The organism is Haloplanus sp. XH21, from assembly GCF_023276355.1.
Lineage (GTDB): Archaea > Halobacteriota > Halobacteria > Halobacteriales > Haloferacaceae > Haloplanus > Haloplanus halobius.
This window is the reverse complement of sequence record NZ_JALLPL010000001.1, coordinates 2,177,073-2,203,625: the sequence shown is the minus strand read 5'-3', so window position 1 is coordinate 2,203,625 and position 26,553 is coordinate 2,177,073. Positions and strand designations below refer to the sequence as shown.

The 26,553-nt window shown below is 65.6% G+C and carries 24 protein-coding genes and 1 tRNA gene; 16 read left to right on the top strand and 9 right to left on the bottom strand.

The genetic code is table 11. The annotated features are described in order from the left end of the window. Positions 1–43 precede the first annotated feature (43 nt). Positions 44–1,969 carry a DUF7527 domain-containing protein gene (locus MXB53_RS11520; RefSeq protein WP_248897681.1) on the top strand — a complete coding sequence of 642 codons (1,926 nt, stop codon included), beginning with the start codon at positions 44–46 and terminating at the stop codon, positions 1,967–1,969. Here the strand turns inward: MXB53_RS11520 and MXB53_RS11515 are convergent. Continuing rightward, positions 1,966–2,271 carry a hypothetical protein gene (locus tag MXB53_RS11515; RefSeq protein ID WP_248897679.1) on the bottom strand — a complete coding sequence of 102 codons (306 nt, stop codon included), beginning with the start codon at positions 2,269–2,271 and terminating at the stop codon, positions 1,966–1,968. The two genes, MXB53_RS11520 and MXB53_RS11515, sit on opposite strands and share 4 nt — an antisense overlap. Before the next feature lie 230 nt (positions 2,272–2,501). Here MXB53_RS11515 and MXB53_RS11510 point away from each other — a divergent pair, with 230 nt between their 5' ends. Further along, positions 2,502–3,833: an adenylosuccinate synthase gene (locus MXB53_RS11510; protein ID WP_248897677.1), complete on the top strand. Its 1,332-nt coding sequence runs from the start codon at positions 2,502–2,504 to the stop codon at positions 3,831–3,833. A 107-nt stretch (positions 3,834–3,940) separates the two neighbouring features. Then, positions 3,941–4,075, top strand: a complete 135-nt coding sequence (locus MXB53_RS15660) for a DUF7128 family protein (RefSeq protein ID WP_283102260.1) — start codon at positions 3,941–3,943, stop codon at positions 4,073–4,075. Here the strand turns inward: MXB53_RS15660 and MXB53_RS11505 are convergent, their stop codons facing one another. Continuing rightward, complete coding sequence (locus MXB53_RS11505) at positions 4,076–4,507, bottom strand: DUF5796 family protein (protein ID WP_248897676.1); 432 nt, start codon at positions 4,505–4,507, stop codon at positions 4,076–4,078. A gap of 65 nt (positions 4,508–4,572) precedes the next feature. Next, entirely contained in the window at positions 4,573–5,787 is a 1,215-nt protein-coding gene (gene pan1 / locus MXB53_RS11500; RefSeq protein ID WP_248897674.1) for a proteasome-activating nucleotidase Pan1, read from the bottom strand. 136 nt (positions 5,788–5,923) lie between these two features. On the opposite strand from pan1, the gene MXB53_RS11495 reads away from it, so the two are divergent. From MXB53_RS11495 to rad50, 4 genes are read left to right on the top strand one after another with little or no spacing between them, the layout of a single operon-like run. Then, the gene (locus MXB53_RS11495) at positions 5,924–6,184 is read left to right on the top strand and encodes a MarR family transcriptional regulator (protein ID WP_248897673.1); all 261 of its coding nucleotides are present in this window, start codon (positions 5,924–5,926) and stop codon (positions 6,182–6,184) included. Between the two features lie 25 nt (positions 6,185–6,209). After that, a complete protein-coding gene (locus MXB53_RS11490; protein WP_248897672.1) occupies positions 6,210–6,533 on the top strand; it encodes a DUF7966 family protein in 324 nt (107 codons plus the stop codon). Then, on the top strand, positions 6,530–7,753 hold the full coding sequence (mre11, locus tag MXB53_RS11485; protein ID WP_248897670.1) for a DNA double-strand break repair protein Mre11: 1,224 nt from the start codon (positions 6,530–6,532) through the stop codon (positions 7,751–7,753). The genes MXB53_RS11490 and mre11 overlap by 4 nt, the downstream gene beginning before the upstream one ends. Then, entirely contained in the window at positions 7,750–10,413 is a 2,664-nt protein-coding gene (gene rad50, locus MXB53_RS11480; RefSeq protein ID WP_248897669.1) for a DNA double-strand break repair ATPase Rad50, read from the top strand. The genes mre11 and rad50 overlap by 4 nt, the downstream gene beginning before the upstream one ends. On the opposite strand, the gene MXB53_RS11475 is transcribed toward rad50, so the two are convergent. Genes MXB53_RS11475 through MXB53_RS11465 form a run of 3 tightly spaced genes read right to left on the bottom strand, consistent with a single transcriptional unit; the run spans position 10,410 to position 11,440 of the window. Next, positions 10,410–10,847, bottom strand: coding sequence for a DUF7346 family protein (locus MXB53_RS11475; protein ID WP_248897668.1), 438 nt, complete (start codon positions 10,845–10,847; stop codon positions 10,410–10,412). The two genes, rad50 and MXB53_RS11475, sit on opposite strands and share 4 nt — an antisense overlap. Positions 10,848–10,872: 25 nt before the next feature. Further along, complete coding sequence (locus MXB53_RS11470) at positions 10,873–11,217, bottom strand: DUF7322 domain-containing protein (RefSeq protein ID WP_248897666.1); 345 nt, start codon at positions 11,215–11,217, stop codon at positions 10,873–10,875. Between the two features lie 46 nt (positions 11,218–11,263). After that, entirely contained in the window at positions 11,264–11,440 is a 177-nt protein-coding gene (locus MXB53_RS11465; RefSeq protein ID WP_425601219.1) for a DUF7331 family protein, read from the bottom strand. Between the two features lie 107 nt (positions 11,441–11,547). Here MXB53_RS11465 and MXB53_RS11460 point away from each other — a divergent pair, with 107 nt between their 5' ends. The 9 genes from MXB53_RS11460 to MXB53_RS11420 all read left to right on the top strand — a co-directional run bounded on the left by MXB53_RS11460 (position 11,548) and on the right by MXB53_RS11420 (position 24,133). Further along, entirely contained in the window at positions 11,548–16,725 is a 5,178-nt protein-coding gene (locus MXB53_RS11460) for a DNA polymerase domain-containing protein (RefSeq protein WP_248897664.1), read from the top strand. Between the two features lie 113 nt (positions 16,726–16,838). Further along, a complete protein-coding gene (locus MXB53_RS11455) occupies positions 16,839–17,768 on the top strand; it encodes an ABC transporter ATP-binding protein (protein ID WP_248897663.1) in 930 nt (309 codons plus the stop codon). Between the two features lie 26 nt (positions 17,769–17,794). Further along, complete coding sequence (sufB, locus tag MXB53_RS11450; protein ID WP_248897661.1) at positions 17,795–19,225, top strand: Fe-S cluster assembly protein SufB; 1,431 nt, start codon at positions 17,795–17,797, stop codon at positions 19,223–19,225. A 2-nt stretch (positions 19,226–19,227) separates the two neighbouring features. Further along, positions 19,228–20,439, top strand: a complete 1,212-nt coding sequence (gene sufD, locus MXB53_RS11445) for a Fe-S cluster assembly protein SufD (protein WP_248897660.1) — start codon at positions 19,228–19,230, stop codon at positions 20,437–20,439. Between the two features lie 103 nt (positions 20,440–20,542). Next, positions 20,543–21,037, top strand: coding sequence for a ferritin family protein (locus MXB53_RS11440; protein ID WP_248897659.1), 495 nt, complete (start codon positions 20,543–20,545; stop codon positions 21,035–21,037). A gap of 2 nt (positions 21,038–21,039) precedes the next feature. Further along, positions 21,040–21,474 (top strand): metal-dependent transcriptional regulator, encoded by a 435-nt coding sequence (locus MXB53_RS11435; RefSeq protein WP_248897658.1) that lies wholly within the window; start codon positions 21,040–21,042, stop codon positions 21,472–21,474. A 77-nt stretch (positions 21,475–21,551) separates the two neighbouring features. Next, positions 21,552–21,654 (top strand) — tRNA-Gln (locus MXB53_RS11430). A 172-nt stretch (positions 21,655–21,826) separates the two neighbouring features. Then, a complete protein-coding gene (locus MXB53_RS11425; protein WP_248897657.1) occupies positions 21,827–23,005 on the top strand; it encodes a tubulin/FtsZ family protein in 1,179 nt (392 codons plus the stop codon). A 3-nt stretch (positions 23,006–23,008) separates the two neighbouring features. Further along, entirely contained in the window at positions 23,009–24,133 is a 1,125-nt protein-coding gene (locus MXB53_RS11420) for a tubulin/FtsZ family protein (RefSeq protein ID WP_248897656.1), read from the top strand. A gap of 30 nt (positions 24,134–24,163) precedes the next feature. Here the strand turns inward: MXB53_RS11420 and MXB53_RS11415 are convergent, their stop codons facing one another. From MXB53_RS11415 to MXB53_RS11405, 3 genes are all read right to left on the bottom strand, one after another. Next, positions 24,164–24,895, bottom strand: coding sequence for a hypothetical protein (locus MXB53_RS11415; RefSeq protein WP_248897655.1), 732 nt, complete (start codon positions 24,893–24,895; stop codon positions 24,164–24,166). A 60-nt stretch (positions 24,896–24,955) separates the two neighbouring features. Further along, positions 24,956–25,351 (bottom strand): DCC1-like thiol-disulfide oxidoreductase family protein, encoded by a 396-nt coding sequence (locus MXB53_RS11410; RefSeq protein ID WP_248897654.1) that lies wholly within the window; start codon positions 25,349–25,351, stop codon positions 24,956–24,958. A gap of 161 nt (positions 25,352–25,512) precedes the next feature. Next, complete coding sequence (locus MXB53_RS11405; RefSeq protein ID WP_248897652.1) at positions 25,513–26,553, bottom strand: DICT sensory domain-containing protein; 1,041 nt, start codon at positions 26,551–26,553, stop codon at positions 25,513–25,515.

Genomic DNA, 26,553 nt, shown 5'->3' with positions numbered 1-26,553 from the left:
CTGCCGGAAAGTATTTGCCTCGCATCCGCGCATATCTGCGCAAATGGACGGCGAGATTCTCGACGTGGTGACCGAATGGAGCACCCGCTCCGTGTCGGATGGCGTCTCCGGTCTGTACGAACTCGCTGACGCCGACTTTTCGGGCGCGGTGACCAACGGAACCGCCTGGGCGTTCGTCCTCAACGGGCGCTTCATCGGCGTCTTCGACGGGGACATCGGCGCGTTCGAGGACGACTCGCTGACGGTCTACACAGCGCCCGACATCTCGCTTCCGCTGTTGTACGCGATGCAGGCGCGCGGCGGCGAGGTCCGGGGGCAGTACTACTCCAACGAGACGCCGCTGACCGAGATCGACGAGACGCTCTCGTCGGGCAACTTCGTCGGCTACGTCGAACTCTCGGAGAACGTGCTCTCGGGGGACTACTACGTCGTCTACTACGGCGGCCAGTCGCTTCCGGTAGCGTTCGTCGGCAACAACCGGCGCCGACTCACCGGCGACGAGGCGTTCGAGCGCGCCGCCGACGAGGTGGGGATCTACTCCGTCGTCGACGCGGACGTGGAAATCATCGACCTCCCCGAGCGGCCGGAGACGGAACCGGCGGACGAGGCCGGCGCCGTCGTCGGTGGCGCGGCGGGCGACGCCGACGAGGCGGACGCCGAACCCGGTGTCGAATCGGCTGCGGCCGACGACGCCGAAGCGGCCGCCACCGTCGACGCCGATGGTTCGGAAGGCGGCTCGACCGCGCCGGATGACGACAGCGACGACGCGAGCGACGAAGAAGCCGAGTCGGGCCCGGACTGGGCGATGCCGGACGCCGCGGTCGGTGCCGATAGCGCGGCGGAGACGACCGAACCGGACACCGAAGCGGCGCCGGAGGGCGCCCCCGAAGACGGCGAACTGGCGGACGACGCGGGGGACGAAGCGCTGCAGTCGGACGAGCCTGCGGACGAGGGCCGATCGGCGGACACCGAGACTGCGACGGGCGCCGACGCGTCGGACGCGGGAGTCGAGGACGAGGACACGGAACCGGCCACGACGGCCGATGCCGACGAGAGAGAGCGGCTACAGCGCGAACTCGACGACGCTCGGTCGGCGAAACGTGACGCCGAAGCCGCGCGTGATCGGATCGCCGAGGAGCGCGACGACTACCAGGCGGAGGTCGAACGCCTGCGGGACCGGATCGAGTCACTGGAGTCGGAGATCCAGCGTCTGGAGGCCGCGGCCGACGAGTCGCCGCCGGAACACACGCTCGATCCGGCCGACGCCCTCTCCGGGACCAACCTCTTCGTCCGATACGAGGACAAGGCAGCGGGGACTCTCGACCGCGCGGCCGAGGGTCGCATCACGGCCGACGAGCTGCGCGACAACCTCCGTCTCGATCACCACACCGAGTTCGAGACGGCGGGGCTCCAGGTCGACGGACGCCCCTTCGACACCTTCCTGAAGCAGTCACCCGAACACCGCTTCGCGGAGTGGCTGCTGACGTCGCTCACCTACGAGATCCGCGAGACCGACTCGCGGGCGGGGCTCTCGAAACTCTACGAGGCCATCGAGCGCGTCGACCGGATCGATCTGGACGGCGAGGTGTCGGTGGGGGAGGACGATCCCGATGCCGAGACGACGACGGCGTCGTTCGACGTCGTGTTCCGGGACAAGATGGGCGATCCGCTGTTCGTCACGTCGCTTCAGGACAGCCGCGATCCGACGCCGGCCTCTGCGATCGAATCGCTACTCGAACGGTCGCGGTCGGTGAGTCAGTCGGAGTCGTCGTTCGCCGCCGCCTTCGTCGTGACGACGAGTTTCTTCGACGCCGACGCGATGGAGGTCGCGGTCGACGCCACCCGAGGCGGCCTGTTCAGCCGGAGTTCGCGACGGAGTTACGTGAAACTCTCGCGAAAATCGGGCTTCCACCTCTGTCTGGTCGAGGCGCGAGACGAGGACTTCTACCTGACCGTGCCGGATCTCTAGCTCTGGAGTTCGGCCGTCTCTTCGATCTTCATCGAGTCGAGTTTGTCCACGATGGCGTCGATCTTCTCGTCGAGTTCGTCGACGAAGTCCGCGGTGTCGTCCGTGGTGATCGCACCCTGGCTCGACGGTTCGATGAGGTTCTCCTCTTCGAGAACGCGGAGCGAGTATCGGACCTTGTGGTGCGGGTATCCGGTTTCGTTGGACATCTTCACGATGCCGATGGGTTCGTTCCCGATGACCATCTTCAGCACCTGCAGATGTCGTTCAAGCATATCGACTTCTTTCTCGAGCCTGTCTATCATGACACTTGTTAACTTGTCGTTGCGGGTTTTAAAAGTTGCTGTGGACGCCGGCGACTGAAAACGAACATCAGTGTATGTGGAATGAGAGTAGTTAACGCTTCGGGTCGCGGCCGATCAGACGGTCGGTCACCCCACAATCGTCCGGTCTGTGCTCGGTTCGACGGTGGATCGCTACCCACGTGAGCGTATCGTAATCGGTTTAGCAAGCCGGGCGAAACTCACGGTCGGATATGACTGTCACCATCGTCGGATCCCAGCTCGGCGACGAGGGCAAAGGCGCCCTCGTCGACCTGTGGGGTGGGAACGCCGACATCGTGGTCCGGTATCAGGGCGGGGACAACGCCGGCCACACCGTCGTCGAGAGCGGTGAGGAGTACAAACTGTCGCTGGTGCCGAGCGGTGCCGTGCGCGACAAAGTCGGCGTCCTCGGAAACGGCTGTGTCGTCAACCCGCGCACGCTGTTCGACGAGTTGGACACCCTCCGCGAGCGCGGTCTCGACCCCGACGTGCGCGTCGCGCGCCGGGCGCACGTCATCCTGCCCTACCACCGCGTCCTCGACGGCATCGAGGAGGAAGCCAAAAGCGACGACGACCTGGAAGCCGGGACCACGGGCCGCGGCATCGGCCCGACCTACGAGGACAAGGTCGGCCGGCGGGGCATCCGCGTCGGCGACCTGCTCGATCCGGACGTGCTCCGCGACCGCCTAGAGTACGTCGTCCCGCAGAAACGCGCCATCGTCGAGGACGTGTTCGGGCTGGAGGCCGGCGAGGAGTTCGACGTCGACGCGCTCCACGACGAGTTCGCCGACATCGGCCGCCGACTGCAGGAAGAGGACATGACCGTCAACGCGGGCGATTTCCTCGGGACAAAACTCGACGCGGGCGAGAACCTGCTGTTCGAGGGCGCCCAGGGCACCTCGATCGACATCGACCACGGTATCTACCCCTACGTCACGTCGTCGAACCCGACCGCGGGCGGCGCGTCGACCGGGACGGGCGTCGGCCCGACGGTCATCGGGCAGGGCGAAGTCGTCGGCATCGTGAAGGCGTATCTCTCGCGGGTCGGCACGGGACCGCTCCCGACCGAACTCGACGGCGACGACGAGGACCTGGCCGACTACATCCGCGAGAAAGGCGGCGAGTTCGGCACGGTCACCGGTCGCCCGCGCCGCATCGGCTGGCTGGACGTGCCGATGCTCCGCCACGCGGCCCGTGCCAGCGGGTTCACCGGCATCGCGGTCAACCACCTCGATGTCCTCGCCGGACTCGACGAGGTGAAAGTCGGCCACGCCTACGACCTGTACGGCGAGCGCCTGGAGACGATGCCCGCGACGACCGAGCGCTGGGCCGACTGTGACCCGATCCTGAAGGAGTTCGACCCGTGGCCGGAGGTGGACTGGACCGCCGTCGCCGACGACGGCTACGATGCGCTGCCGGACGGAGCCCGTGACTATCTCGACTATCTGAGCGAGGAAGTCGGCGCACCCATCTACGCCGTCGGCGTCGGCCCCGACCGCGCCGAGACCATCGAGCTCGCCGATCCGTTCGAGCGCGACGACTGATACGGCTCATTGTAACGGTCTTCCGGTGGGCCGCCGGGCCCGACGCCCAACCGTTCGTCCGACTATCCGGGGCAACGGTTTTACCGCCCGCTCGCGCACGTTGACCTATGGTGACCACGACCGAACGGGACGGCATGACGTGGTTCGAATGCGAAGTCTGCGGCATGCTGTTCGACGCCGAGGAAGACGCGGCCCAACACGAGGACCACTGCGACAGCGACGACCCCTCTTATCTCCAGTAGCTACGACTCGTCGACCAGTTCGTACGACTCCTCGCCCCAGTCGTCCTCGACGAAGACGAACACGCGCCCGCGAGCCACCTCCAGGTCGGCCTGAACGCGACAGCGCATCCCGTCGGGCGTCCCGACGGTGACGCCGGGGAATATTTCCTCGGTCTCTCCCTCGTCGAGGATGACGCGACCGACGCCCGTCGACTCCAGGATGTCCTCGTGGGTCTTGCGGTCGTTGACGTACATCATCACGCCCTCGGTCCCGTCGGGGTCGGTCACGAGGACGTGGACCGCTTTGCCGGGTCCCGTCGTCAACGTCTCGTCCGCCTTTTCGGGGACGCCGCGGTAGAACGTCGTCCGCCCGTCGAGATACTCGACCTGGACACCCTCCGACAGCAGTTCGACCGGGAGCGTGCTCGGCGCGACGTCGGTGCGGATGGTCATGGGTGTCCTATCGGATGGTCGGTCAAAAACGTCGCGTCACGCGCCGCAGGAAAAGAGAGCGCGGTCTAGGCGAACGCCCGGGAGGCGCTCTCGTCGACCGACTCGGTGCTGATCTTGTCCCTGGCTTCCACGAAGTCGCTCATGTAAATCTCCGTGCGGTCGTCGCGGATGGCGAACATCCCGGCCTCGGTGCAGATGGCCTTGATGTCGGCGCCGGAGGCGTCCGTGGCCATCTCGGCCAGTTCGCCGAAGTCAACGTCGTCGGCGACGTTCATGTTGCGGGTGTGGATCTGGAAGATGATCTCGCGGCCCTCGTAATCCGGTTTCGGCACCTCGATGAGGCGGTCGAACCGGCCCGGCCGGAGGATGGCGGGATCGAGCATGTCGAAGCGGTTGGTCGCCGCGATGATGCGGATGTCGCCGCGTTCCTCGAAGCCGTCCATCTCGGAGAGCAACTGCATCATCGTCCGCTGGACCTCGGCGTCGCCGGAGGTCTTCGAGTCCGTCCGTTTCGACGCGATGGCGTCGATCTCGTCGATGAAGAGGACGGCGGGCTCGTTCTCGCGAGCCACCTCGAAGAGGTCGCGAACGAGTTTCGCGCCCTCCCCGATGAACTTGTGGACGAGCTCCGAGCCGGCCATCTTGATGAAGGTGGCGTCGGTCTGGTTGGCGACCGCTTTGGCGAGCATCGTCTTCCCGGTTCCCGGCGGGCCGTGCAGGAGAACGCCCGAGGGCGGGCTGATGCCGACCTGCTCGAACATCTCGGGACTGTCGAGCGGCATCTCGACCGTCTCGCGGACCTCATTCATCTGCTCTTCGAGGCCGCCGATGTCCTCGTAGGTCACGTCGGGGCTGTGGTCGACCTGCATCACGCGGGCCCGCACGTCGGTTTCCTTGTCGAGCCGTTTCACGATGGAGAGGGAGTTGTTCACGGCGACGCGCGCGTCGGGTTCGAGCTCCGACCGCATCTCGTCGGTGACCTCGGTCAGGGCCTCCTGGTTGTTGCCGTGCTGCTTGACGATGACGCCCTCGTCGGTGAGTTCCTGAACGGTCGCGACGAACAGCGGCGACTGCTTGAGCTTCTTGTTCTCGTGAGTCAGTCGCTCGAGCTTCTGCTGGTACTTGTTGTTCTCCGCGTTGGCGTCCAGCAGTTTGTCCCGCATCTCCTCGTTTTGGCCTTCGAGAACGTCGAGCCGTTCCCGAAGCGCCTCGATTTTTTCCTGCTGCGACGTCGCCTCCTCGTCATAAGGGAGGTCGACCTCGTCCACAGTATCAGTCATTACCCTGTTTAAGGCGCTGACTCATAAGAGACTTCGGGTGGGTGCGGCGTTCGCCGTGAGCCGCGGAAGATATAACCAATAGGAATCAAAGTCGATAGCAAATATTATCACCCTGTATGTGTGATACTGGGGTAAGATGAGTACGACCGAGACAGTCTCTCGTGATGCAGGGTCGGATCGGTGGGCTGACATCCGCGACTTGCCGCCGAGTGCGAAACTCGTCGCGAAGGTGCTCGACTACAACGACACGCTGAGCCAGAGCCAGCTGGCGGAGGAGACGCTGTTGCCGCCGCGGACGGTTCGGTACGCGCTCTCCCGACTGGAGGACGAGGACGTCGTCGAATCGCGGTTCTCCTTTTCCGACGCGCGAAAGCGGCTCTACTCGCTGAAGGTTTAACGGCGATCGGGCGGCCATCCCCGCTGTGACCGACGCTGCCGACGTGCGCGCTGCGCTTCGCGCCCTGGCGACCGACGACGCTCCAGACGCTCGTCCGTCGACGATCATCGCCGACGCCGTCGCCGCGCTCGACGACGTCCACGCTGCCGCGGCCTTCGTCGACGACGGCGGTCTCCCCCGACTCCGCCGGGCTATCGAGGCGACGGACCGCGCCGGCGACGACGCGACCGCTCGTCGCGGCCGCCGGGCGCTCGCCGCCATCGAGCGGTGTCGGGGCGCCGCCGCCGACCACTTTCACTCCGGTCACGGAACGGTTTTGAGCGCCGACCGACAAGGACCGACAGAATGACACGGGTGATTCACACCGGCGACACCCACGTCGGCTACCGACAGTATCACTCGCCGGAGCGCCGGCAGGACTTCCTCGACGCGTTCGAGGCGGTGGTCGACGACGCCGTGGACGACGCGTCGGACGGTGTCGACGCCGTGGTCCACGCCGGTGACCTCTTTCACGACCGTCGCCCCGACCTGCCCGACCTCCTCGGCGTGCTCTCGGCGCTCCGCCGCCTCGACGCCGCCGGCGTTCCCTTCCTCGCCATCGTCGGCAACCACGAGGCGACCCGCGGGAGCCAGTGGCTCGACCTCTTCTCCGACCTCGGCCTCGCGACCCGCCTCGCCGACGAACCGACCGTCGTCGGCGAGACGGCCTTCTACGGGCTCGACCACGTGCCCCCCTCCCGACGCGACGAACTCGACTACGAGTTCGTGCCCCACGACGCCAACCACGCGGTGCTGGTCGCCCACGGCCTCTTCACGCCTTTCCCCCACGCTGACTGGGACACCGAGACGGTGCTCGACGCCGCGAACGTCGACTTCGACGCGCTGTTGCTCGGCGACAACCACGTCGCCGACCGTGCGCAGGTGGACGACACCTGGGTGACCTACTGCGGGTCGACCGAGCGCGCGAGCGCGGAGGAACGCGACGCCCGCGGCTACAACCTCGTGGAGTTCGGTGCCGACGCGGGCGGCGAGACGGCCGTCGACGTCCGACGCCGCTCGCTCGACACCCGGCCCTTCGTGTTCGTCGACGTCGACCTCGCCGCGGACGAAGGCGTCGACCGCGTCCGGGAGCAGGTTCGCCAGCACGACCTGGACGACGCGGTGGCGGTCGTCACCATCACCGGCGGCGGCGAGCCAGTGACGCCGGCGGCCGTCGAGGAAGCAGCCGTCGAGGAGGGCGCCCTGCTCGCCCGCGTGACGGACCACCGCGCGGTCGGGGGCGACCCGACCGACGCCGCGCCGGACGTGGAGTTCGGCGACCCCGACGCGGCCGTCCGGGAGCGCGTCCGCGAGATGGACCTCTCCGACTCCGGGCGCCACCTCGACGAGACGGTCCGCGACGACGGCCTCGCCGATTCGAACGTCCGTGATCGGGTCGCGGATTTCGTCGCCGACGCGGTCGCGGACGGCGACCTCGACGACGTCGAGACGGACGAGACTGATGACGCGGCCGGCGACGACGGCGCGGACGACCCCGACGATCAGGTTTCCATGGAGGACTTCCTATGAGATTCGAGCGGATCCGCCTGCGGAACTTCCGGCCGTACGCCGACGTGGACCTCGATCTGCGCGACGGCGTGACGGTCATCCACGGACTCAACGGCAGCGGCAAGACGTCGCTGCTGGAGGCGTGTTTCTTCGCGCTCTATGGATCACAGGCGCTCGACGGCACCCTCGACGAGGTGGTAACCAACGGCGAAGAGGAGGCGGAGATCGACCTCTGGTTCGCTCACGACGGGTCGTCGTATCATATCCACCGCCGTCTCCGGCAGTCGGGCGACCGCACGACGACCGCGGACTGCGTGCTCGAGGGGGCGGACGTGACCGTCGAGGGCGCCCGCGACGTGCGGGGGTTCGTCGCCGACCTGCTGCGGATGGACGCCGAGGCGTTCGTCAACTGCGCGTACGTGCGCCAGGGGGAGGTGAACCAGCTCATCAACGCCTCGCCGGACCAGCGCCAGGACGTCATCGACGACCTCCTGCAGCTAGGACGGCTCGAAACCTACCGGGAACGCGCCGTAGACGCCCGCCTCGGCGTCGAAGACGTGCGCTCCGAGAAGCGGGGCGAACTCCGGAGCGTCGAATCCCAGATCGAGGGGAAGGTCGAGCAGAACCTCTACGCCACCCTCGACGACCTGGAGAGCGATCTGACCGACCTCGACGAGCGGATCGAGAACTACGAACGCCAGCGCGAGAAGGCCGAACGGACGAAACAGGAGGCCGAAGCGGTCCTCGAGGAGTACGAGGACAAGCGGGCGGAGCTCGAAACGGTCGAGGAGACGATCGAGGATCTGGAGGCATCGATCCGGGAGGCCGAGAGCGAACGCGACGAGATCCAGGAGCGGATCGCCGACGTTCGCGAGCGGATCGCGACCCTGGAGTCGGCGGTCGAGGAGCGTCTGGGCCCGGCCGGACTCGACGCCGCGACGGCCGACGCTATCGAGGCGCGCCGGGCGGTCCTGGACGACCGCGAGGAGGACGACCGCGAGGCGCGAAACGAGGCGAACGCGACCGCAACGGGGCTGCGAAACCAGGCCGACAATCTGGCCGATAAGGCCGACGATCTCGCCGACCGCGCCGAGGACGCCGACGAGCGGGCCGCGGAGTTGCGCGAAGCGGCCACCGAAGCCGAGGAAGCCGCTGAGGACCACGAAAAAGCCCGCGACGAACTGGACGCGGAGGCGGCGTCGTTGACCGCCCGATTCGAAGACGCCCCCGTCGACCGCGGCGACGCGGCCGACCGACGGGACGAGTTGCGAGAGCAACGCGGCGAGGTGCGCGAGCGCGTGGCGGAACTCGAGGCCAAACTGGAGTCGGCGCGCGAACGCGTCGCGGAGGCCGAGGCGTTGCTGGAGGCCGGCAAATGTCCCGAGTGTGGCCAACCGGTCGAGGACTCGCCCCACACCGACCGCCTCGAAACCGACCGCGAGCGCGTCGACGAACTCGAGGCCGAACTGGAGTCGGCGCGCGAACGCGTCGCGGGACTCGACGACCGCATCGACGCCCTCGACGCGCTCGTCGACGCGGAGACGCGACTTGACGAACTCGAGGCCGAACGGGAGCGCCTCGACGCCCGGATCGAGGAGAAACGCGACGACGCCGCGGAGAAACGCGAGGCGGCTGACGAACGCGAAGACGAGGCGTCGGAGCTCCGCGAGCGGGCCGCCGAGGCTCGCGAGGTGGCGGCCGAGAAACGCGACGAGGCCGAGGAGGCAGCCACCCGCGTCGAGGAGTTGGAAGCTGACCTCGCCGACCTCGCCGAGACCCGCGAACACGTCGACGCGGTCGCGGAGCGACTGGACGAAATCGCCGACGCCGACGACGATATCGAGCGCCTCCGCGAGAAGGCAGCGGGTATCGCGGAGACGAACGACGAGCGCCGCGAGCGACTGGCCGAGAAGCGGACGCGTCGGGACGAACTCCGCGAGGCCGTCGACGCGGACGCCATCGAAGCCGCGCGCACGAACCGCGACGAGGCTGCGACGTATCTGGACGACGTGACGACGAAACTCGAGGAGTTGCGGGCGGAGCGCGACGAGTTGCAGACGAAAATTGGCGGGGTGCGAGCCGAGATCGAGTCGCTCGAGGCGTTACGCGAGAAGCGCGACCGCCTCGCCGACCGCGTCGATGCTCTCGACGCGCTCCACGACGAGGCGTCGCGTCTCGAAACCATGTACGGCGACCTGCGGGCGGAACTCCGCCAGCGCAACGTCGAAACGCTGGAACGCCTCCTGAACGAGACGTTCGACCTCGTCTACGGCAACGACGCCTACGCCCACCTCCGTCTCGACGGCGACTACGAACTCTCCGTGGTCCAGAAGGACGGCAGCGAACTCGACCCCGCCCAGCTGTCGGGCGGCGAGCGCGCGCTGTTCAACCTCAGCCTGCGGTGTGCCATCTACCGCCTCCTCGCGGAGGGGATCGACGGCGCGGCGCCGATGCCGCCGCTCATCCTCGACGAACCGACCGTCTTCCTCGACGCCGGTCACGTCTCACGGCTGGTCGACCTGGTCGAGGAGATGCGGACCCTCGGCGTGGCACAGATCGTCATCGTCAGCCACGACGAGGAACTCGTCGGGGCGGCCGACGACTTGGTTCGCGTCGAGAAAGACCCGCGGACGAACCGATCGACCGTCTCGCGGTCACGGCCGACCGTCGCGGAGAACTAGTCGTCCGGCTCTTCTTCGCGCAGCAGTGCGATGGCGTCCCGCGTCGTCGCCGTGGCGTCGTAGCCACGCTCGCCAGCGACGCGCGCCTCGTCGACGAGGCCGGCCGCCCGGAACTCCGCGAGCAGGCCGTGGAGGTCGCTCTCACAGAGGTCGTAGGCGTCGAGCAGCGTGCGAACGGGGAGCGGTCCGCGATCGGCCAGTTCGACGAGCAGGCCGAGCGCCCGGTCGTTCGGCGTCGCGGTGAGGACGCGCCGGACCGACGCCGGCACCCCGCCTGCGGCCGTCGTCAGCGGTGGCGCCCCGGTGTCGACCGTCAGGTCGGCGTTCGGCACGTAGCGCTCGGCGCCGGTGTCCGGATCGCGGACGAGACTCGACTCCGACGACTGCTTCACGAGCAGATACTGCTCGCCATCGTCGGTTCTGACGGTTCGCATGGTCGATCGGAACCGGGCTGGAAGGTTAGGCGTTCCGCTCGTCCGCCGGGTCATCGTCGGTGGCCTCGTCGCTCCCGAAGGCCCGACAGTGCTGGTAGACGCGAAGCCCCGTGATCGCGCCGAGACCGATGGCTGCGGCGCCGAGACTCCACTGGCCGCGGAAGTAGATGAGCATGGGGCCGAGGGCAAGCGCGAACACCGCGACGTTGGCGAGGAGCACGCTCCGCCAGAACGTCTGGACCAGTTCGGGGTCGGCGTCGTCCTCGTCGGTGTCGGTCGACGGCACCCGGGGCAGGTCGTGCTCGGGGTCACCCCAGTGGGTCTCCCACTCCGACTTGTCGGTGTCGTCCGGCCACGGATCGAGCGGCACGCTGAGAGGAAGCGAACGTGGCGGCAAAAGGGTTCGGTGTCGGCAGTTAGGCGTACTCGTGGACCGACACTGCGTTCGACGATTCGACCCACGCGAGCGGGTTCTCGGCGTCGTAGAGCACCGTCCCGTCTTCGATTTCGTACGCCTCGACGGTGTCGATACCGTCCGGATCCGGGCGATCGTCCGCACTGTCCCACCGGCCTGCGTCGACGTGGTCGGACATCGTCACGGAGTTTGGTATGGAATGGCACGGTATATGTCTTTTCGTCGTGGCAGTGTTTCCGATGTGGAGTGACGGGGTTTTTACCGGGGAGCGTCGAAGTGGGCGGCATGAATCAGGCGGATCTCTCCGAATTTTCGGGGGAGGACGACCGACCCGAGGCCGAGGCGGTCGCCGTCGCCGGGGACGCCGGGCAGTCGGTCGCCGAAGTCGTCGACACGGCGGATCTGAAGTTTCCCGACGCCGAGGGAACGATCGATCTCGCGGTCACGCAGACCGATTACACCGTCGAGCGACAGGGGGCGGAGGAGTATCCCGTCGTCCACCTGTTCGGACGGACGAGCGACGGCACGGCCGAACACGTCCGCGTTCTGGGGTTCGAGCCGTATTTCTACGCCCCGACCGAGAGCCTCGACGACGACGACCTCGACCGCGACGTCATCACGCGCACCGAGACGGGCTACGAGAGTATTCGGGGCGAGGAACTAACCAAGATCTGTACACAGACCCCGCGTGACGTCGGCCAGATCCGCGACGAGTTCGACCACTACGAGGCGGACATCCTCTTTCCCAATCGCCTGCTCATCGACAAGGACATCGGGAGCGGCGTTCGGGTGCCCGTCCGTCGACTGGAGAGCGGTGCGCTGCAGATTCCCCACGACGAACTGACGGCCGTCGAAGCCGAGGCCGACCTCCGGGTGAACACCTTCGACATCGAGGTCGACGACCGCTCGGGCTTTCCCGAGGACGGCGAGGAACCCATCGTCTGTCTCACCAGTCACGACTCCCGGCGTGACGAGTACATCACGTGGCTGTACGAGGCGCCCGATGGCGAGGGTGAGAGACCCGAGGCGCTCGAGTACGACCCCCTGAGCGACGGGATGGATGTCGAGATTCGCGCTTTCGACTCGGAGCCAGCGATGCTCGACGCCTTCCTGACGTATATCGAGGAGACGGATCCGGACATCCTCACGGGGTGGAACTTCGAGGATTTCGACGCGCCGTACTTCATCGACCGACTGGAAGTCCTCGATCCGCACGCGGATGTCGACTTGAACCCCGAACGCCTCTCGCGGGTCGACGAGGTGTGGCGAAGCGACTGGGGCGGCCCGACGATCAAGGGCCGGGTCGTTTTCGACCTGCTCTATGCCTACAAGCGCACGCAGTTCACGGAACTGGAGTCCTACCGTCTCGACGCGGTGGGCGAACAGGAACTCGGCGCGGGCAAGGAGCGATACACCGGCGACATCGGCGACCTCTGGGAGGACGACCCCCGGCGACTGCTGGAGTACAACCTCCGCGACGTGGAGCTCTGTGTCGAACTCGACCGCAAGCGCGACATCATCTCCTTCTGGGACGAGGTGCGGACGTTCGTCGGGTGTAAACTCGAGGACGCCCCGACGCCCGGCGACGCGGTGGACGTGTACGTCCTCCACAAGGTCCACGGGGACTTCGCCCTCCCCTCGAAGGGCCGGGCCGACGCTGAGGATTACGAGGGCGGCGCCGTCTTCGATCCGATCACGGGTATCAAGGAGAACGTCAGCGTCCTCGACCTGAAGTGTTTCAGCGGCGATACGGCCGTGCTGACGCCCAGCGGAGAGAGAAACATCACGGACCTGGAGGTGGGTGATCCGATCTACACGCTGAATCCGGACACGTTCGAGTGTGAGATCAAGCCGGTCGAGGAGACCCACCGGTACGAAAACACGTTCGGCGAACTCCATCACCTCTCCGGCAATACACACGACCTGAAGATCACGGAGAACCACCGGCTCCTTTACTCGGACGATCGTGGCTGGGACGACCAGCAACCCGCGGACTTCGCCGTCGACGAATTCCGCGATATTCCGGCGTACGAACGGTACGCGTTCCCCCAGCACGAACCGATGACCGGGCGGTCGCCCGAGACGTTCGCCCTGATCGACGAGGTCGACGAGGGCTACGCTGTCGTCTACTCCGACGACGACCTTCGATCGTTCAGGGCGGCGATGCCCGACGACGTTACCGACGATCTGACGCTCGTCCATGGCTCTTCGGCGACGATGGGCGTCCAGAAGGCCGTCGGCAAATATCTCATCCCCATTGCGGTGTATCGGGAGCATCGGTCCGTCGTCGACCGCCACGCGGACGACGTGTTCCTCAAATACGGAAAGCAGCACCGTGAGACGCCGCTGACCTTCGAAATGACGGACTGGCTCGAACTCCTGGGCTGGTTCGTCACTGAGGGGAGCGTCGACCGCGCTGCGGGCCGAATCACGATCCATCAAGCGGGCTCGGCGGAGCGAGAGGCGATTCGGGAGCTGTTCGACCGGATGGGGGTCAACTACAACGTCGACGAAGGCGGTGTCAACGTCTCGAACCAGTATCTCCTCGAATGGCTTGCCGGCAACTGTGGCGACGGATACGCCGCCAAGCGCCTGCCTTCGTGGGTGTTCGACCTCGATGCCGACCTGTTGTCAGTCCTCCTTGACACGATGATCCGTGGCGACGGGAGTCGGACCGACTCGGGACTCGGCAAGTTCTGGACCAAAAGCGACGATCTCAAGGACGCGATTACCGACATCGCCGTTCGCTGTGGACACAAGCCAACCGTGTCGGAGCAGTCCGACGGCACCTGGCACGTCTCCGTCGGGAAACGGGGGTCGTTCAAGAAGTCCACGAACGCGACGGTCGAAGACCACGACGGCGACGTCTACTGTGTGACCGCGGCGGACAATCACGTCATCCTCGCCGGTCGCAACGGAAACTACCAGTGGGTCGGCCAATCGCTCTATCCGATGTGCATGGTGACGATCAACGCCTCGCCGGAGACGAAAGTCGATCCCGAGGCGTACGACGACGACACCTACCACGCCCCCAATGGGACCCACTTCCGGAAGGACCCCGACGGCGTCATCCGGGAGATGGTGGACGAACTACTCGAAGAGCGGGAGCAGAAGAAAGCCCGCCGGAACGACTACGATCCGGATAGCCAGGACTACGAGCAGTATGACCGGCAGCAGCAAGCTGTCAAGGTTATTATGAACTGCTTCACGCCGGACACCGACGTGCTGACGCCTGACGGCATCCGGAACATCCGGAACCTCACGGTCGGTGACGAGGTGTACTCCATTGACCCCGAGACGATGCGCATGGAGGTGAAGCCGGTGACTGAGACCCACGCCTATCCGGACTACCGTGGTGACCTCGTCGATATCGAGACGAGCAAAATCGACTTCAGCGTCACGCCGAACCACCGGATGCTCGTTCGAAAGGACGATACGAACGGCGCGTCGTGGGACGAGTTCCGGTTCGTCGAGGCCGGCGACCTGAACGATTCCTCACACTACGAACTGCCCCACGACTGGGACGGCCCGGAGGGCGAACGTCTGGACACCGTCGACGTGACCGACCTGCTGGACGACTACGAGGTGTGGGCCAACAACGACGTTCACGGTCACACCCTCGCCGCCGAACTCGGCTGGGACCCCGACAAGATGGAAAAACAGGGGTCCGACGGAACGGGATACGTCCTCTCGGCCGCGGAGTTCGAGGAACACCGGGAGTATCTGGACGAACACTGCTCCGAGTTCTACGTCCACGCGGAACGGGGGCGAAAGTGGCTCCCCCGATTCCACGATGGCGACGACTTCCTCGACCTGTTGGCGTGGTATGTCACCGAGGGGTCGGTGTATACGTCCACCGACAAGCAGTTTGGCGAGAACTACCGTGGCTCGTCGACGACGGTCAACATCGCACAGGACGCGATCGCTGACGGCGGATCTGCTGACGATCACACCGCCATCGGCGACCTGTTGGAGCGAATGGGATTCGACTACTACGTCGACGAGAAGGGGTATCAGTTCATGTCTCGCCTACTGGGCCGGTGGCTCGAAGACGCGTGTGGTGACAGTAGTTTTGAGAAGCGAATCCCGGACCTCGTGTTCGACGCCAGCGTGGAGCAGAAAGAGCGATTCCTCGACACGCTCATCGCGGGCGACGGCGACCGGCAGGTGAACAGTTGGCGCTACACCACGTCGAGCGAGCAGTTGCGCGACGACGTGTTCCGCCTCTGTGCGCACGTTGGGGAGACCGCTAGCTACAACCACGATAGCGGATCGTGGCGCATCTACTGCACCGAAAACGCCACGAACAGTTTCCGGATGCACCGATCCGGTAGCCGGAACACCGCCGACGACGGGGCGTACTGTGTCACCGTCGAGGACAACCACACCCTGCTGGCAGGCCGGAACGGAAAGTTCCAGTTCGTCGGCCAATCGCTGTACGGCGTCCTGGGCTGGGACCGCTTCCGTCTCTACGACCGGGAGATGGGCGCGGCCGTCACCGCCACCGGGCGTGATGTCATCGAACATACGCAGTCGGCCGCCAACGATGTCGGCTACGAGGTGGCCTACGGCGACACTGACAGCGTGATGCTGGAGATGGGCGACGACGCGGCCATCGAGGACGTGCCGGACGAAATCCGAGAGGCTCATCCCGACGCCAGCGAATCGGATCTCCAGCAGATTGCGGGTGCCATCGAGACGGGCTACGAACTCGAAGAGAGCATCAACGACTCCTACGACGCCTTCGCCCGCGAGGAGCTGAATGCCCACGAGCACCGCTTCCAGATCGAGTTCGAGAAGCTCTACCGGCGCTTCTTCCAGGCGGGGAAAAAGAAGCGCTACGCCGGCCACATCGTCTGGAAGGAGGGCAAACACGTCGACGACATCGACATCACGGGCTTCGAGTACAAGCGGTCGGACATCGCGTCCATCACGAAGAAGGTCCAGCGACAGGTCATCGAGATGATCGTGACCGGCGAGGACATCGACGACATCGAGGACTACCTCTACGACGTCATCGAGGACTTCGAGGCCGGAAACGTCGACCTGAACGACGTGGGCATCCCGGGCGGTATCGGGAAGCGGTTGACGGCTTACGATACGGACACGGCGCAGGTCCGAGGGGCGAAGTACGCCAACCTCCTGCTCGGCACCAACTTCCAGCGAGGCAGCAAGCCCAAACGGCTCTATCTGAAGAAGGTCCATCCGGAGTTCTTCCGCCGGCTCGAATCGGAGGAGGGGTTCGACCCCCAGACCGACGACCTGTACGCCGCGTTCAAGCGCGACCCGGACGTGATCTGCTTCGAATACGCCGATCAGGTTCCGGACGCCTTCGAAATCGACTGGGACAAGATGCTCGAAAAGACGCTTCAGGGGCCAATCGCCCGGATTATCGAGGCGCTCGGCCTCTCGTGGGACGAAGTGAAAAGCGGGCAGCGACAGACCGGACTCGGCCAGTTCTGAAAGCCGAGTTCGATTTCTAGAAACAATAGTTCACGAACTCAAAACTCGAAGGGGGAGAATGCGTAAGCATTATGCGTGCTACACTCCACTTGTTCGGTAGGGAGTTTACCGCTATGGCAACACTACAGATCAATAATCTTCACGCGAAAGTCGCAGAAGAGGGTGGCGAGTCCATCCTCCGCGGTGTCGACCTCGAAGTCAAGTCGGGCGAGATCCACGCCCTGATGGGCCCGAACGGATCGGGCAAGTCGACGACGGCGAAGGTCATCGCCGGCCACCCCGCTTACGAGGTAACCGACGGCGGCATCACTCTCGTCCTCGACGACGGGGACGTCGCCGATATCGACGAGGAGGTTCCCGCAGAGCTGCGCGAGTGGGACCTGCTCGACCTCGAGCCGAACGAGCGCGCCGCGCTCGGTATCTTCCTCGGCTTCCAGTATCCGGCGGAGGTCGAAGGCGTCACGATGACGAACTTCCTCCGCCAGGCGCTCAACGCCAAGAACGAGGAACGCGAGGAGCTGTTCGAAGTCGAGGACGAAGACGAGGCCGACGCCGACGCGGACGAGGACGAGGACGCCGGCTACGACACCTCCCCGATGGAGGGCGCCGCAGACGAGGGCGAGATCGGCGTCGCCGAGTTCCAGCAGCTGTTGAAGGAGAAGATGGACCTGCTGGATATGGACGAGAAGTTCGCCCAGCGCTACCTCAACGCCGGCTTCTCCGGCGGTGAGAAAAAGCAAAACGAGGTGCTTCAGGCCGCCATCCTCGAGCCGTCCGTCGCCGTGCTCGACGAGATCGACTCGGGGCTGGACATCGACCGACTGCAGGATGTCTCCGAAGGGATCAACGCCCTCCGCGACGAGCAGGGGACGGGAATCCTCCAGATCACCCACTACCAGCGCATCCTCGACTACGTCGAGCCCGATCACGTGCACGTGATGATCGACGGCGAGATCGCCGAGAGCGGCGGAGCGGATCTGGCGAAGAAGCTCGAGGACGAAGGCTACGACTGGGTCCGCGAACAGGTGTACGAGACAGCGTAATACGTCTGCAGATACAACACATCATTATGAGCTCAGATCAAGACCATCTCAAAGAGACCGACACCGAGGCTCGCTTCGAGTTCAAGAAGGAGGAGCGGTCGTCGTTCCAGGCCGACAAGGGCCTCACCGAGGAGACGATCCGCGTCATCTCGGAGGACAAAGGCGAACCCGAGTGGATGCTGAAGCGGCGTCTCCGCGCGCTCGAACATTTCCAGGAGATGCCGATGCCGACCGACTGGCCCGGACAGCCGGACCTGAGCGAGGTCGACGTCGACGAAATCATCCCCTACATCCGGCCGGACGTCGAGACGCGCGAGAGCGTCGACGACTGGACGGACCTGCCGGACGACATCAAGGACACCTTCGACAAACTGGGTATTCCGGAAGCCGAGAAGAACGCCCTCTCGGGCGTCGGCGCCCAGTACGAGTCCGAAGTCGTCTACCAGAACATGCAGGAGCAGTGGGAGGAGAAAGGCGTCATCTTCTGTAACATGGACGAAGCGGTCCAGGAACACGAGGACCTGGTCCGCGAGCACTTCATGAACAAATGCGTGCCGCCGAGCGACAACAAGTTCGCGGCGCTCCACGGCGCCATCTGGTCCGGCGGGTCGTTCGTCTACGTCCCCGAGGACACCACGGTCAACATGCCCGTGCAGGCCTACTTCCGGATGAACTCGGAAGGCATGGGCCAGTTCGAGCACACCCTCATCATCGCCGAGGAGAACTCGGAGGTCCACTACATCGAGGGCTGTTCGGCGCCGAAATACTCCGCGTTCAACCTCCACTCCGGCGGCGTCGAAGTGTTCGTCGGCGAGGACGCGCACGTCCAGTACTCCACGGTGCAGAACTGGTCGAAGAACACCTACAACCTGAACACCAAGCGCGCCCTCGTCGAGGAAGACGGGCGCATGGAGTGGATTTCGGGATCCATGGGGTCGAAAGCGACGATGCTCTACCCCGCCACGATCCTCAAGGGTCGCGGTGCCTCGGACAACCACATCACCATCGCCTTCGCGGGCGAGGGCCAGAACATCGACACCGGGGCGAAGGTCTACCACAACGCGCCGGACACGAAATCGACCATCGAGTCCAAGAGTATCAGCAAGGACGGCGGCCGCACCAACTACCGCGGCCTGGTCCACATCGCCGACGGCGCGTCGAACTCCTCGACCAGCGTCGAGTGTGACGCGCTGATGTTCGACAACGAATCCACGTCGGACACCATGCCGTACATGGAGATCAACGAGTCGACCGTCGACGTGGCACACGAGGCGACCGTCGGCAAGATTGGCGACGAGGACGTGTTCTACCTCCAGTCGCGTGGACTCGACGACGACGACGCCAAGCAGATGATCGTCTCCGGGTTCATCGAGCCGATCACGGAGGAACTGCCCATCGAGTACGCGGTCGAACTCAACCGTCTCGTCGAACTCGAGATGGAGGGGAGTCTCGGATAATCATGAGTGCGCAGAAACCCGCCGGCCTTTCGGAAGCGACCGTCCACGAAATCGCCAGCAGTCGTGACGAGCCGGACTGGCTCCGCGAGACCCGTCTCGCGGCGCTGAAGGCGCTCGACGACCTGGAGATGCCCGATGTCATCCAGACGCCCGGGCGTCGGTGGACGAACCTCGACCAGCTCGACTTCAGCGAACTCGCCGACCCGCTGAACCAGGACGACGTGACCGAACGCGTCACCGACGAGGGCGTCGAGGTGCTCTCCTTCACCGAGGCGGTGACGGAGCACCCCAACCTCCTCGAGGCCAAGTTCGGTTCCGTCATCGACCCCGAAACGAACTACCTCACCGCGCTGTCGGTGGCGCTGTTCACGACGGGTACGTTCATCTACGTCCCCGAGGGTGTCGACGCGGAAGATGTCACCATCCGGACGGAGATGAACTCCCGGTCGCTGTTCAGCCACACGCTCGTGGTGACCGAGGACTCCGCCTCGGCGACCATCCTCGAACGGATCAGTACCGGCGACGACGCCGACGGCGAGCGCTACTACAGTAACCTCGTCGAAGTCGACGCGGGCGAGAACAGCTACGTGCAGTACGGCTCGCTCCAGACGCTCGACGAAGACACGTACAACGTCACGCTGAAACGCGGCGACGCGAGCACCTACTCGACCATCGACTGGATCGAGGGCAACATCGGCTCGCAACTCACCCGCTCGGACATCGAGACCGAACTCAACGGCGACAGCTCGGAGTCCCAGATCGTCGGCGCCTTCTTCGGCCACGACGACCAGCACTTCGACGTGAACGCCCGGGTCTGGCACAAGGCCGAACACACGACGGCCGACCTCGTCACCCGTGGCGTCCTCGACGACACGGCGCGCTCGGTGTACGAGGGCGTCCAGGACGTGGGCCGCGAAGCGTGGGACACCAGCTCCTACCAGCGCGAGAACACGCTGATGCTGAGCGACGACAGCGAGGCCGACGCTTCGCCGAAGCTCATCATCAACAACCACGACACCGAAGCCTCCCACTCCGCGACGGTCGGCCAGGTCGACCAGGAAGACCTGTTCTACCTGACCTCGCGGACGATTCCGGAGCGAACTGCCCGCAACATGCTCGTGGAGGGCTTCTTCGTCCCCGCCCTCGAAGAGATCGAGGTCGAGGAGCTCCGCGAGGACCTCGAAGCCGAAATCACGGCCCGTCTGCGCGACTAGACGGCCGCGCCGCAGGGAACGGCTTAAGTTCCCCTCTCCCCGAATTGTCGTATGACCGTTTCGGCCACACGGATCGACGCCGCTCGGGGGTGGCAGTGAGCCCATGAGCGTCAGCCATCGGGTCGGATCCGATCACCAGCTCGCCCGCCTCCTCCAGATCGGCATCGTCCTCGAGGAAGTCGTCGAAGCGCGGGCGCACCACCACTACCAGTCGCTCGACTCGGAGTCGGATCTCGATCCCGAGATCGAGGCGTTGCTGGCCGACGCCGCCGAGGAGTCAGCCACCCACCGCAAGCGCCTGGAGGATCTGATCGCGGATCTCGACGCGGAGAGCATCCCGTTCGAGGACATCGAGGCGCTGGTCGAGGCCCAGTACGCCCAGACCAAACCAGAGGACTTCGACGGCGTGCTCTACGACCAGCTCTGCAACGAGGAGACGGCGTACAAGTTCTACGACGACCTCGTGTCGGCGATCGAGGCCAGCGACGCGCGCTTTTCGGTGGACCGGGACCGACTGCTCGACGTGCTGCGGTCGATCCGCGAGGAGGAAGCCGAGGGCGTCGAAGAAGTGGCGACAATCATGGAGGAACGCGATTAGCGATGAACACGGCAGACCAGTATCTCAAAGCAATCTACCTGATCCAGGAGATGGAAGACGGTCCGGCATCGACCGGGGCGCTCGCGGACATGCTCGACGTGAGCCCCGCGAGCGCGAACGAGATGATCGGCAAACTCGAAGCCCGCGACCTCGCGGACCACGAGAAATACAAGGGCGTCCGTCTCACGGACGAGGGGATCGCTCGCGCCCGCGACGCGATCCAGACCTACTGTATCATCGAGCGGTTCCTCGCTAACGTCCTCGACGTGGAGGACTTCCGGGCGGAGGCCCGCGAACTCGAGGCCGTCATCGACGACACCGTGGCCGAACGCCTCGACACCATCATCAACCGCAACCCCAACTGTCCCGACTGTTTCGACGCCGAAACCGACGCGTGCCGGGAACTCGAAGTGGAGTGCGAGCGGCCGGCGAAGTAAGGGCGATACCCGCTCTCGACAGAAGGATAAGTTATTGTGCGTCGACTATCTACGTGGCGACGCCGACATGCGATAGCAGTCCCGTGGTGTAGTGGCCAATCATAACGGCCTTTGGACACGTCAGGTGCCGGCCTGCGTGGAAGACAGCCGTTGACGGCGGTTCGAATCCGCCCGGGACTATTTTCACCACTTCCATCCGATCACTCCCGCCTCACACCTCCTTGGCAACCCGATCCCGTCGCGATCCGTCGGCACTCACCGCTTGCCCTGCCGACCACGCCGTGTGGTCCGTGATAGAAGCGAAGCCTCGCAGAAGTTAAATGCCCAAGCCGGCTTGAACGAAACGATCGACATGAAGCTCGCCACAATCGGCGTCGGGAATGCCGGAAGCAAGATCGTCGACCGGATGGTCGAATTCGAGTCTCGGACCAACCGCGATCTCTGTCGGCACGTACACGCCATCAACACGGCTCGGACAGACCTTGCGAAACCCGATTACATCCCGGAAGACCGCCGGGTCCTGATCGGGGACACGAACCAGAAGGCCAAGGGCCACGGCGTCGGCGGGGACGTGGAAGTCGGGGCCGAGGTCGCCTCCGCGGACATCGACGAGATCCGCCGGGCGTTCGACGACGTGGAGATCCACGAGGTGGACGCGATCCTCGTGGTCTCCGGACTCGGCGGCGGCACCGGAAGCGGTGGCGGCCCCGTCGTCATCGACGCCCTCCAAGAGATGTACGACGAACCGGTGTACGCCCTCGGCGTCCTCCCCGGCGAGTACGAAGGCGGACGACCAGCCCTGAACGCCGCCCGATCCCTCCAGTCGTTCGTCACGAAGGTCGGCAACTTCATCGGCTTCGACAACGACGCCTGGCGGGCACGCGATCAGACCATCGAAGAGGGGTACGAGCAGATGAACCGAGAGCTGGCCGCACGGCTCGTCACCCTGCTCGCGGCGGGCGAAACCGACGAGTCGGAGGTCGCGGAGAACGCGATGGACTCCAGCGACATCATCCGCACCCTCGACACGGGTGGGGTGTCCTCTATCGGCTACGCCGCGACCCAGGTCGACAACGACGCCGCGGAAGGGCTGCTTGACCGCTGGAGCACGGACCAAGAGGGATCGCTGGAGGACGGGAGCCAAGCGACGAAGATCAAGGGCCTCGTGCGACGGGCTGTCAACTCCCGGCTCACCCTCCCGGCCGAAGTGTCGAGCGCCGACCGAGCGCTCGTCGTGCTGTCGGGACCGCCGAGCGAGTTCTCCCGCAAAGGTATCGAGAGCGCGCGCCAGTGGCTCGAACAGGAGGCTGACACGGTGGAGGTGCTCGTGGGCGACGATCCGCGACGACAGTCGTCGCAACTCGCCGCTGCGGTTCTCCTCTCGAACGTCACCGAGACGCCGCGAATCGATGCCATCCAGAACCAGGCCGTCGACGCTCAGGAGAAGATCGCCGAGCAGGAGGCCGTGCGCGAGGAGGAGATCAACGACCTGATCACCGACGACAACAACGACCTCGATCCGGTCGTCTAGCCGATGAATCTCGCACTCGTCGGAGTCGGTGAGACCGGTAGTCGAATCGTCGATCGGATCATTGAGACCGAGGCGGAGACCGGTCGGTCTTTTTCGCAGGGAGACGCCCTCGTGTGCGAGATCTCCCAGACGGCGACCGTCGAACTCAACGCCGTTCCGGAGGAACGACACGTCCTGATCGGGGATACGCATCAGCAGATCATCGAGCACGGCGTCGATGGCGATCCGGATCTCGCCGCCGAAGTCACGCGAGCCGACCTCCCCGAAATCCGCCGAGCGTTCGACTCACTCTCGATACAGGAGGCAGACGGGGTGCTCGTGGTCACCGACCTCGGGAGCGGGACCGGCAGCGGCGCCGGCTCCGTGCTCATCGAGGAACTACAGGCGACACACGACGAACCGGTGTACGCCCTCGGCGTCCTGCCGGCCGAGTCTGACGGGGGCGGGTCGGCGCTGAACGCCGCTCGTGCGCTCCGCTCGATCGTCCCCGCGGCGGAGAACATGATCACGTTCGACCACGAGACGTGGCGGAAGGACGAAGACGGCGAGTATGCGATCGACGCGCTCGCGACGCGTGTCGTGACGCTGTTCGCGGCGGGCGAGTTCGATTCGTCGACGGTCGCCGAGAACGCGGCGGATTCGAGCGACCTCATCCGGACGTTCGCGCCAGGCGGTCTCTCGTCGATCGGCTACGCCTCGACCGACGTCGAGTCGGACACGCCGGGGCTGCTTGCTCGATTGCTCCCGTGGTTCGGTGGCGGAAGTGATAGTGAGGACGACACGACCGACGCGGCGAAAGTCAAAGCACTCGTCCGGCAGGCCACTGGCGCGCGTCTCACGATGCCGTGTGAGGTGTCGAGCGCTGAACGCGCACTGGTGGTGCTCTCGGGCCCGCCGTCGGAGCTGTCCCGCCGCGGGTTCGAGAGCGCTCGCCAGTGGCTCGAACAGGAAGCCGATACCGTCGAGATTTTGGCTGGCGACGATCCCCGAGAGCAGTCGACCACCCTCGAAGCCGTCGTCCTGCTTTCGAACGTCACGGACGTTCCGCGTATCGACGCCCTCCAGAGTCAGGCTGTCGACCACAAACACGCCGCCGACGAGACGGCGGCAGCCGATGACGCGGAGTGATCTGAACGGCTGTCCCCCTCGGGGGCCCCGTCATCTGCGGTCGTGGGGGCGGATCGTATCGGCTAAGGTCACGAGAAGCCCGAGTGCCCACCCGAGCGGCACGGCGAAGCCGAACCACATCCCGACGAACGCGAACCCGGTGAGGTCGAACTGCTGGCGAATGATCGTATTGAGTCCTCCAACAGCTAGAACGTTGTCGAGGAGCCACTCCGCGAGCGACGTGCTTCCGGGGAGGACGACCGAGCCCAGCGTCGGCGAGAAGAGGGCTGCCGTGACCGGCGGTAAGAGCACGGCTGCGACCGCGAAGGGGTACCCGAGGACCAGTGTGAGCCGACGCGGTCCGTGTCGCGCGGCGACCCAACTCAGGCCGACGGACACCGTCGCGACCACGCTCGCGGCGAGGACGGCTCTGAACCCGGCTGCCGGTAGCCGGTTCCACGCGACCGCCGTCAGTCCCCCCCAGATGACGGCGACGACGCCGACGATCACGAGGATTCCGAGTCCGGCGACGACGCGGTCAATCTGTCGTCCCACGTACCGGACCCAGAACCCGAGCGCGGCGAACGGATAGACGACGCCGATCAGCACGGCGCCGACGAGACTCCACGTCCAGAAGGCGAGATGTTCGCCGGGTGACTCCGGGCGCCATCGACTCTCGGGGGGATACTCGTCTGGCGGTGAGAAGACGATCTCCCGCCAGGCCGCCAGCAGCTGTACGAGGTCGATCTTGGCGGCGGTGAGGAGATCACGTAGCGTTGCCATCACGTGTGGTATCTACTGGCGGATGCATAAAAGACAAGAAAATCCGCTGTTGCCGGCCAGTCACTCACTCCGGTCGTCGTCCGAGTCGCGTTCCGCCGGCGGCGTCTTCGAGACGATGGCTCCCAGCGTGTCCCGATTGTCCGCCGCCCAGCGATACGCCCGCTCGCGGAGGCGTTCGTAATCCTCGAACTGGCGGAGGAAGGCAACGACCGGCCCCAATTCAGCGCCGGAGTCCGTCCGGAGCAGTGCCTCCTCGATGGCGGCGCCACACGAGTACACCGTGTCGTCGGTCACGAGATGGGCACAGCGTTCGTACGACGCCGGCAGTCGGTCGCGCAGGCGATCCGAGAGTTCCGAGAAGCCGACCAGATCGAGGTCGGTCCGGTTCGCGATCAGAGCCGCCCACCACGTGCAGAACCCACAGTGGTCGTCGTACACGAGCGTTGCGTCGGACATACCCCACGCTACGCACCGGCGTCGTATCTGTCTCTCGCTCCGTCGCCGTTTTCCCTCGGGCGTGTGAACTCCCACCCGATGTCCCGTGTCCTCCGCGAGACGGCGGTGAGCGCGGCGTTCGCGCTCCTGGCTGGAGCGGCGCTGTGGCCGCCGCGAGCCGTCTACTGGACCGCCGTGTCGGCCGTCGTCGGCGACGCGGTCACGCTCGCCGTGGTCGGCGCCGCCGCCGTCGGTCTTGGCGCGGCGTTCGCCTGGGCCACGCGGATCCGGGTCCGTCCCGCCGTCGGCGGCGGCGTCGTTGCGTACGGTCTCGGGATGGCGGCCATCGAGGCGCTGCTCGCGCCCGACAGCCCCGTGCATTTCGTGCTGTACGGTGGTATCCTGGCCTGTCTCGTCGCGGGCGTGTTGCTCCGGCGGCGCATCGACGGGGATGCGGCGCGGGCGGTCGGCGCGGGTTGACGGCGCCGGTCACAGCGCCCGTTCGATGTAGCGTTGACGGCGCGAACGCGCCCCGGTTGGACCGTCCAGAGTGCCTCCCACTCGTCGTCGGCGACCCGTTCCGCGACGAGTGCGGCCGTCCGGTCGTCGTCCTCGCTGTGGTAGACGACGAACCACGAGGAGCGGAACTCGCCGTGGTAGCCCGCGTGGACGACGCCCGAGAACGACGGCGGCGGCACCCAGTCCGGCACGCCATAGACGTGGACATCGAGGCCCGTCTCCGCGAGTTGCTCGTAGACGGCTCTGGTTCCGTGCTCGTCGTCGAGGCGGAAGAGCCGCTGAAAGGACGACTGGAGGCGTCCGGAGCCCTGCTTCCAGGCCACCCGCTCGATATATCGCGAGACGATGATCAGCGGCAGTTTCTCCGAGTGCGACGCCGGATAGCCGCGGAGGCGGAAGGCCGTCTCCTCTACGTTCGCGATGACATCGGGCACCGTGGCGTCTTCGAGCGATTTCGTCCCCGTGCTGTAGAGGTCGGAGTTGACAAGCAGGATCTCGTCTTCCAGCGCCGAGAGCGGGGACGAGGCGACGACCTCGCCGCCTTCGAGCAACAGCACGAGATCCTCGTCGGCGTCAGGCAGCCGACGTTCCGCGACCATGTCGTGAATCGTCTGGGGATGCGTGCGGTTGACGACGGCCAGCGACAGGTCGCGCGCCTCGCCGCGGTCGATGAAGGCGGCTAACGATTCGGGGAGGTCCGTCAT

Coding starts and splice junctions, on each gene's coding strand:
- sufD (WP_248897660.1), top strand. CDS start 19,228: ATGAGTGCGCAGAAACCCGCCGGCCTTTCGGAAGCGACCGTCCACGAA.
- MXB53_RS11435 (WP_248897658.1), top strand. CDS start 21,040: ATGAACACGGCAGACCAGTATCTCAAAGCAATCTACCTGATCCAGGAG.
- MXB53_RS11460 (WP_248897664.1), top strand. CDS start 11,548: ATGAATCAGGCGGATCTCTCCGAATTTTCGGGGGAGGACGACCGACCC.
- MXB53_RS11520 (WP_248897681.1), top strand. CDS start 44: ATGGACGGCGAGATTCTCGACGTGGTGACCGAATGGAGCACCCGCTCC.
- MXB53_RS15660 (WP_283102260.1), top strand. CDS start 3,941: ATGGTGACCACGACCGAACGGGACGGCATGACGTGGTTCGAATGCGAA.
- MXB53_RS11410 (WP_248897654.1), bottom strand. CDS start 25,351: ATGTCCGACGCAACGCTCGTGTACGACGACCACTGTGGGTTCTGCACG.
- MXB53_RS11505 (WP_248897676.1), bottom strand. CDS start 4,507: ATGACCATCCGCACCGACGTCGCGCCGAGCACGCTCCCGGTCGAACTG.
- MXB53_RS11465 (WP_425601219.1), bottom strand. CDS start 11,440: ATGTCCGACCACGTCGACGCAGGCCGGTGGGACAGTGCGGACGATCGC.
- MXB53_RS11425 (WP_248897657.1), top strand. CDS start 21,827: ATGAAGCTCGCCACAATCGGCGTCGGGAATGCCGGAAGCAAGATCGTC.
- pan1 (WP_248897674.1), bottom strand. CDS start 5,787: ATGACTGATACTGTGGACGAGGTCGACCTCCCTTATGACGAGGAGGCG.
- rad50 (WP_248897669.1), top strand. CDS start 7,750: ATGAGATTCGAGCGGATCCGCCTGCGGAACTTCCGGCCGTACGCCGAC.
- MXB53_RS11405 (WP_248897652.1), bottom strand. CDS start 26,553: ATGACGGACCTCCCCGAATCGTTAGCCGCCTTCATCGACCGCGGCGAG.
- MXB53_RS11415 (WP_248897655.1), bottom strand. CDS start 24,895: ATGGCAACGCTACGTGATCTCCTCACCGCCGCCAAGATCGACCTCGTA.
- MXB53_RS11475 (WP_248897668.1), bottom strand. CDS start 10,847: ATGCGAACCGTCAGAACCGACGATGGCGAGCAGTATCTGCTCGTGAAG.
- MXB53_RS11510 (WP_248897677.1), top strand. CDS start 2,502: ATGACTGTCACCATCGTCGGATCCCAGCTCGGCGACGAGGGCAAAGGC.
- mre11 (WP_248897670.1), top strand. CDS start 6,530: ATGACACGGGTGATTCACACCGGCGACACCCACGTCGGCTACCGACAG.
- MXB53_RS11455 (WP_248897663.1), top strand. CDS start 16,839: ATGGCAACACTACAGATCAATAATCTTCACGCGAAAGTCGCAGAAGAG.
- MXB53_RS11440 (WP_248897659.1), top strand. CDS start 20,543: ATGAGCGTCAGCCATCGGGTCGGATCCGATCACCAGCTCGCCCGCCTC.
- MXB53_RS11495 (WP_248897673.1), top strand. CDS start 5,924: ATGAGTACGACCGAGACAGTCTCTCGTGATGCAGGGTCGGATCGGTGG.
- MXB53_RS11515 (WP_248897679.1), bottom strand. CDS start 2,271: ATGATAGACAGGCTCGAGAAAGAAGTCGATATGCTTGAACGACATCTG.
- MXB53_RS11420 (WP_248897656.1), top strand. CDS start 23,009: ATGAATCTCGCACTCGTCGGAGTCGGTGAGACCGGTAGTCGAATCGTC.
- sufB (WP_248897661.1), top strand. CDS start 17,795: ATGAGCTCAGATCAAGACCATCTCAAAGAGACCGACACCGAGGCTCGC.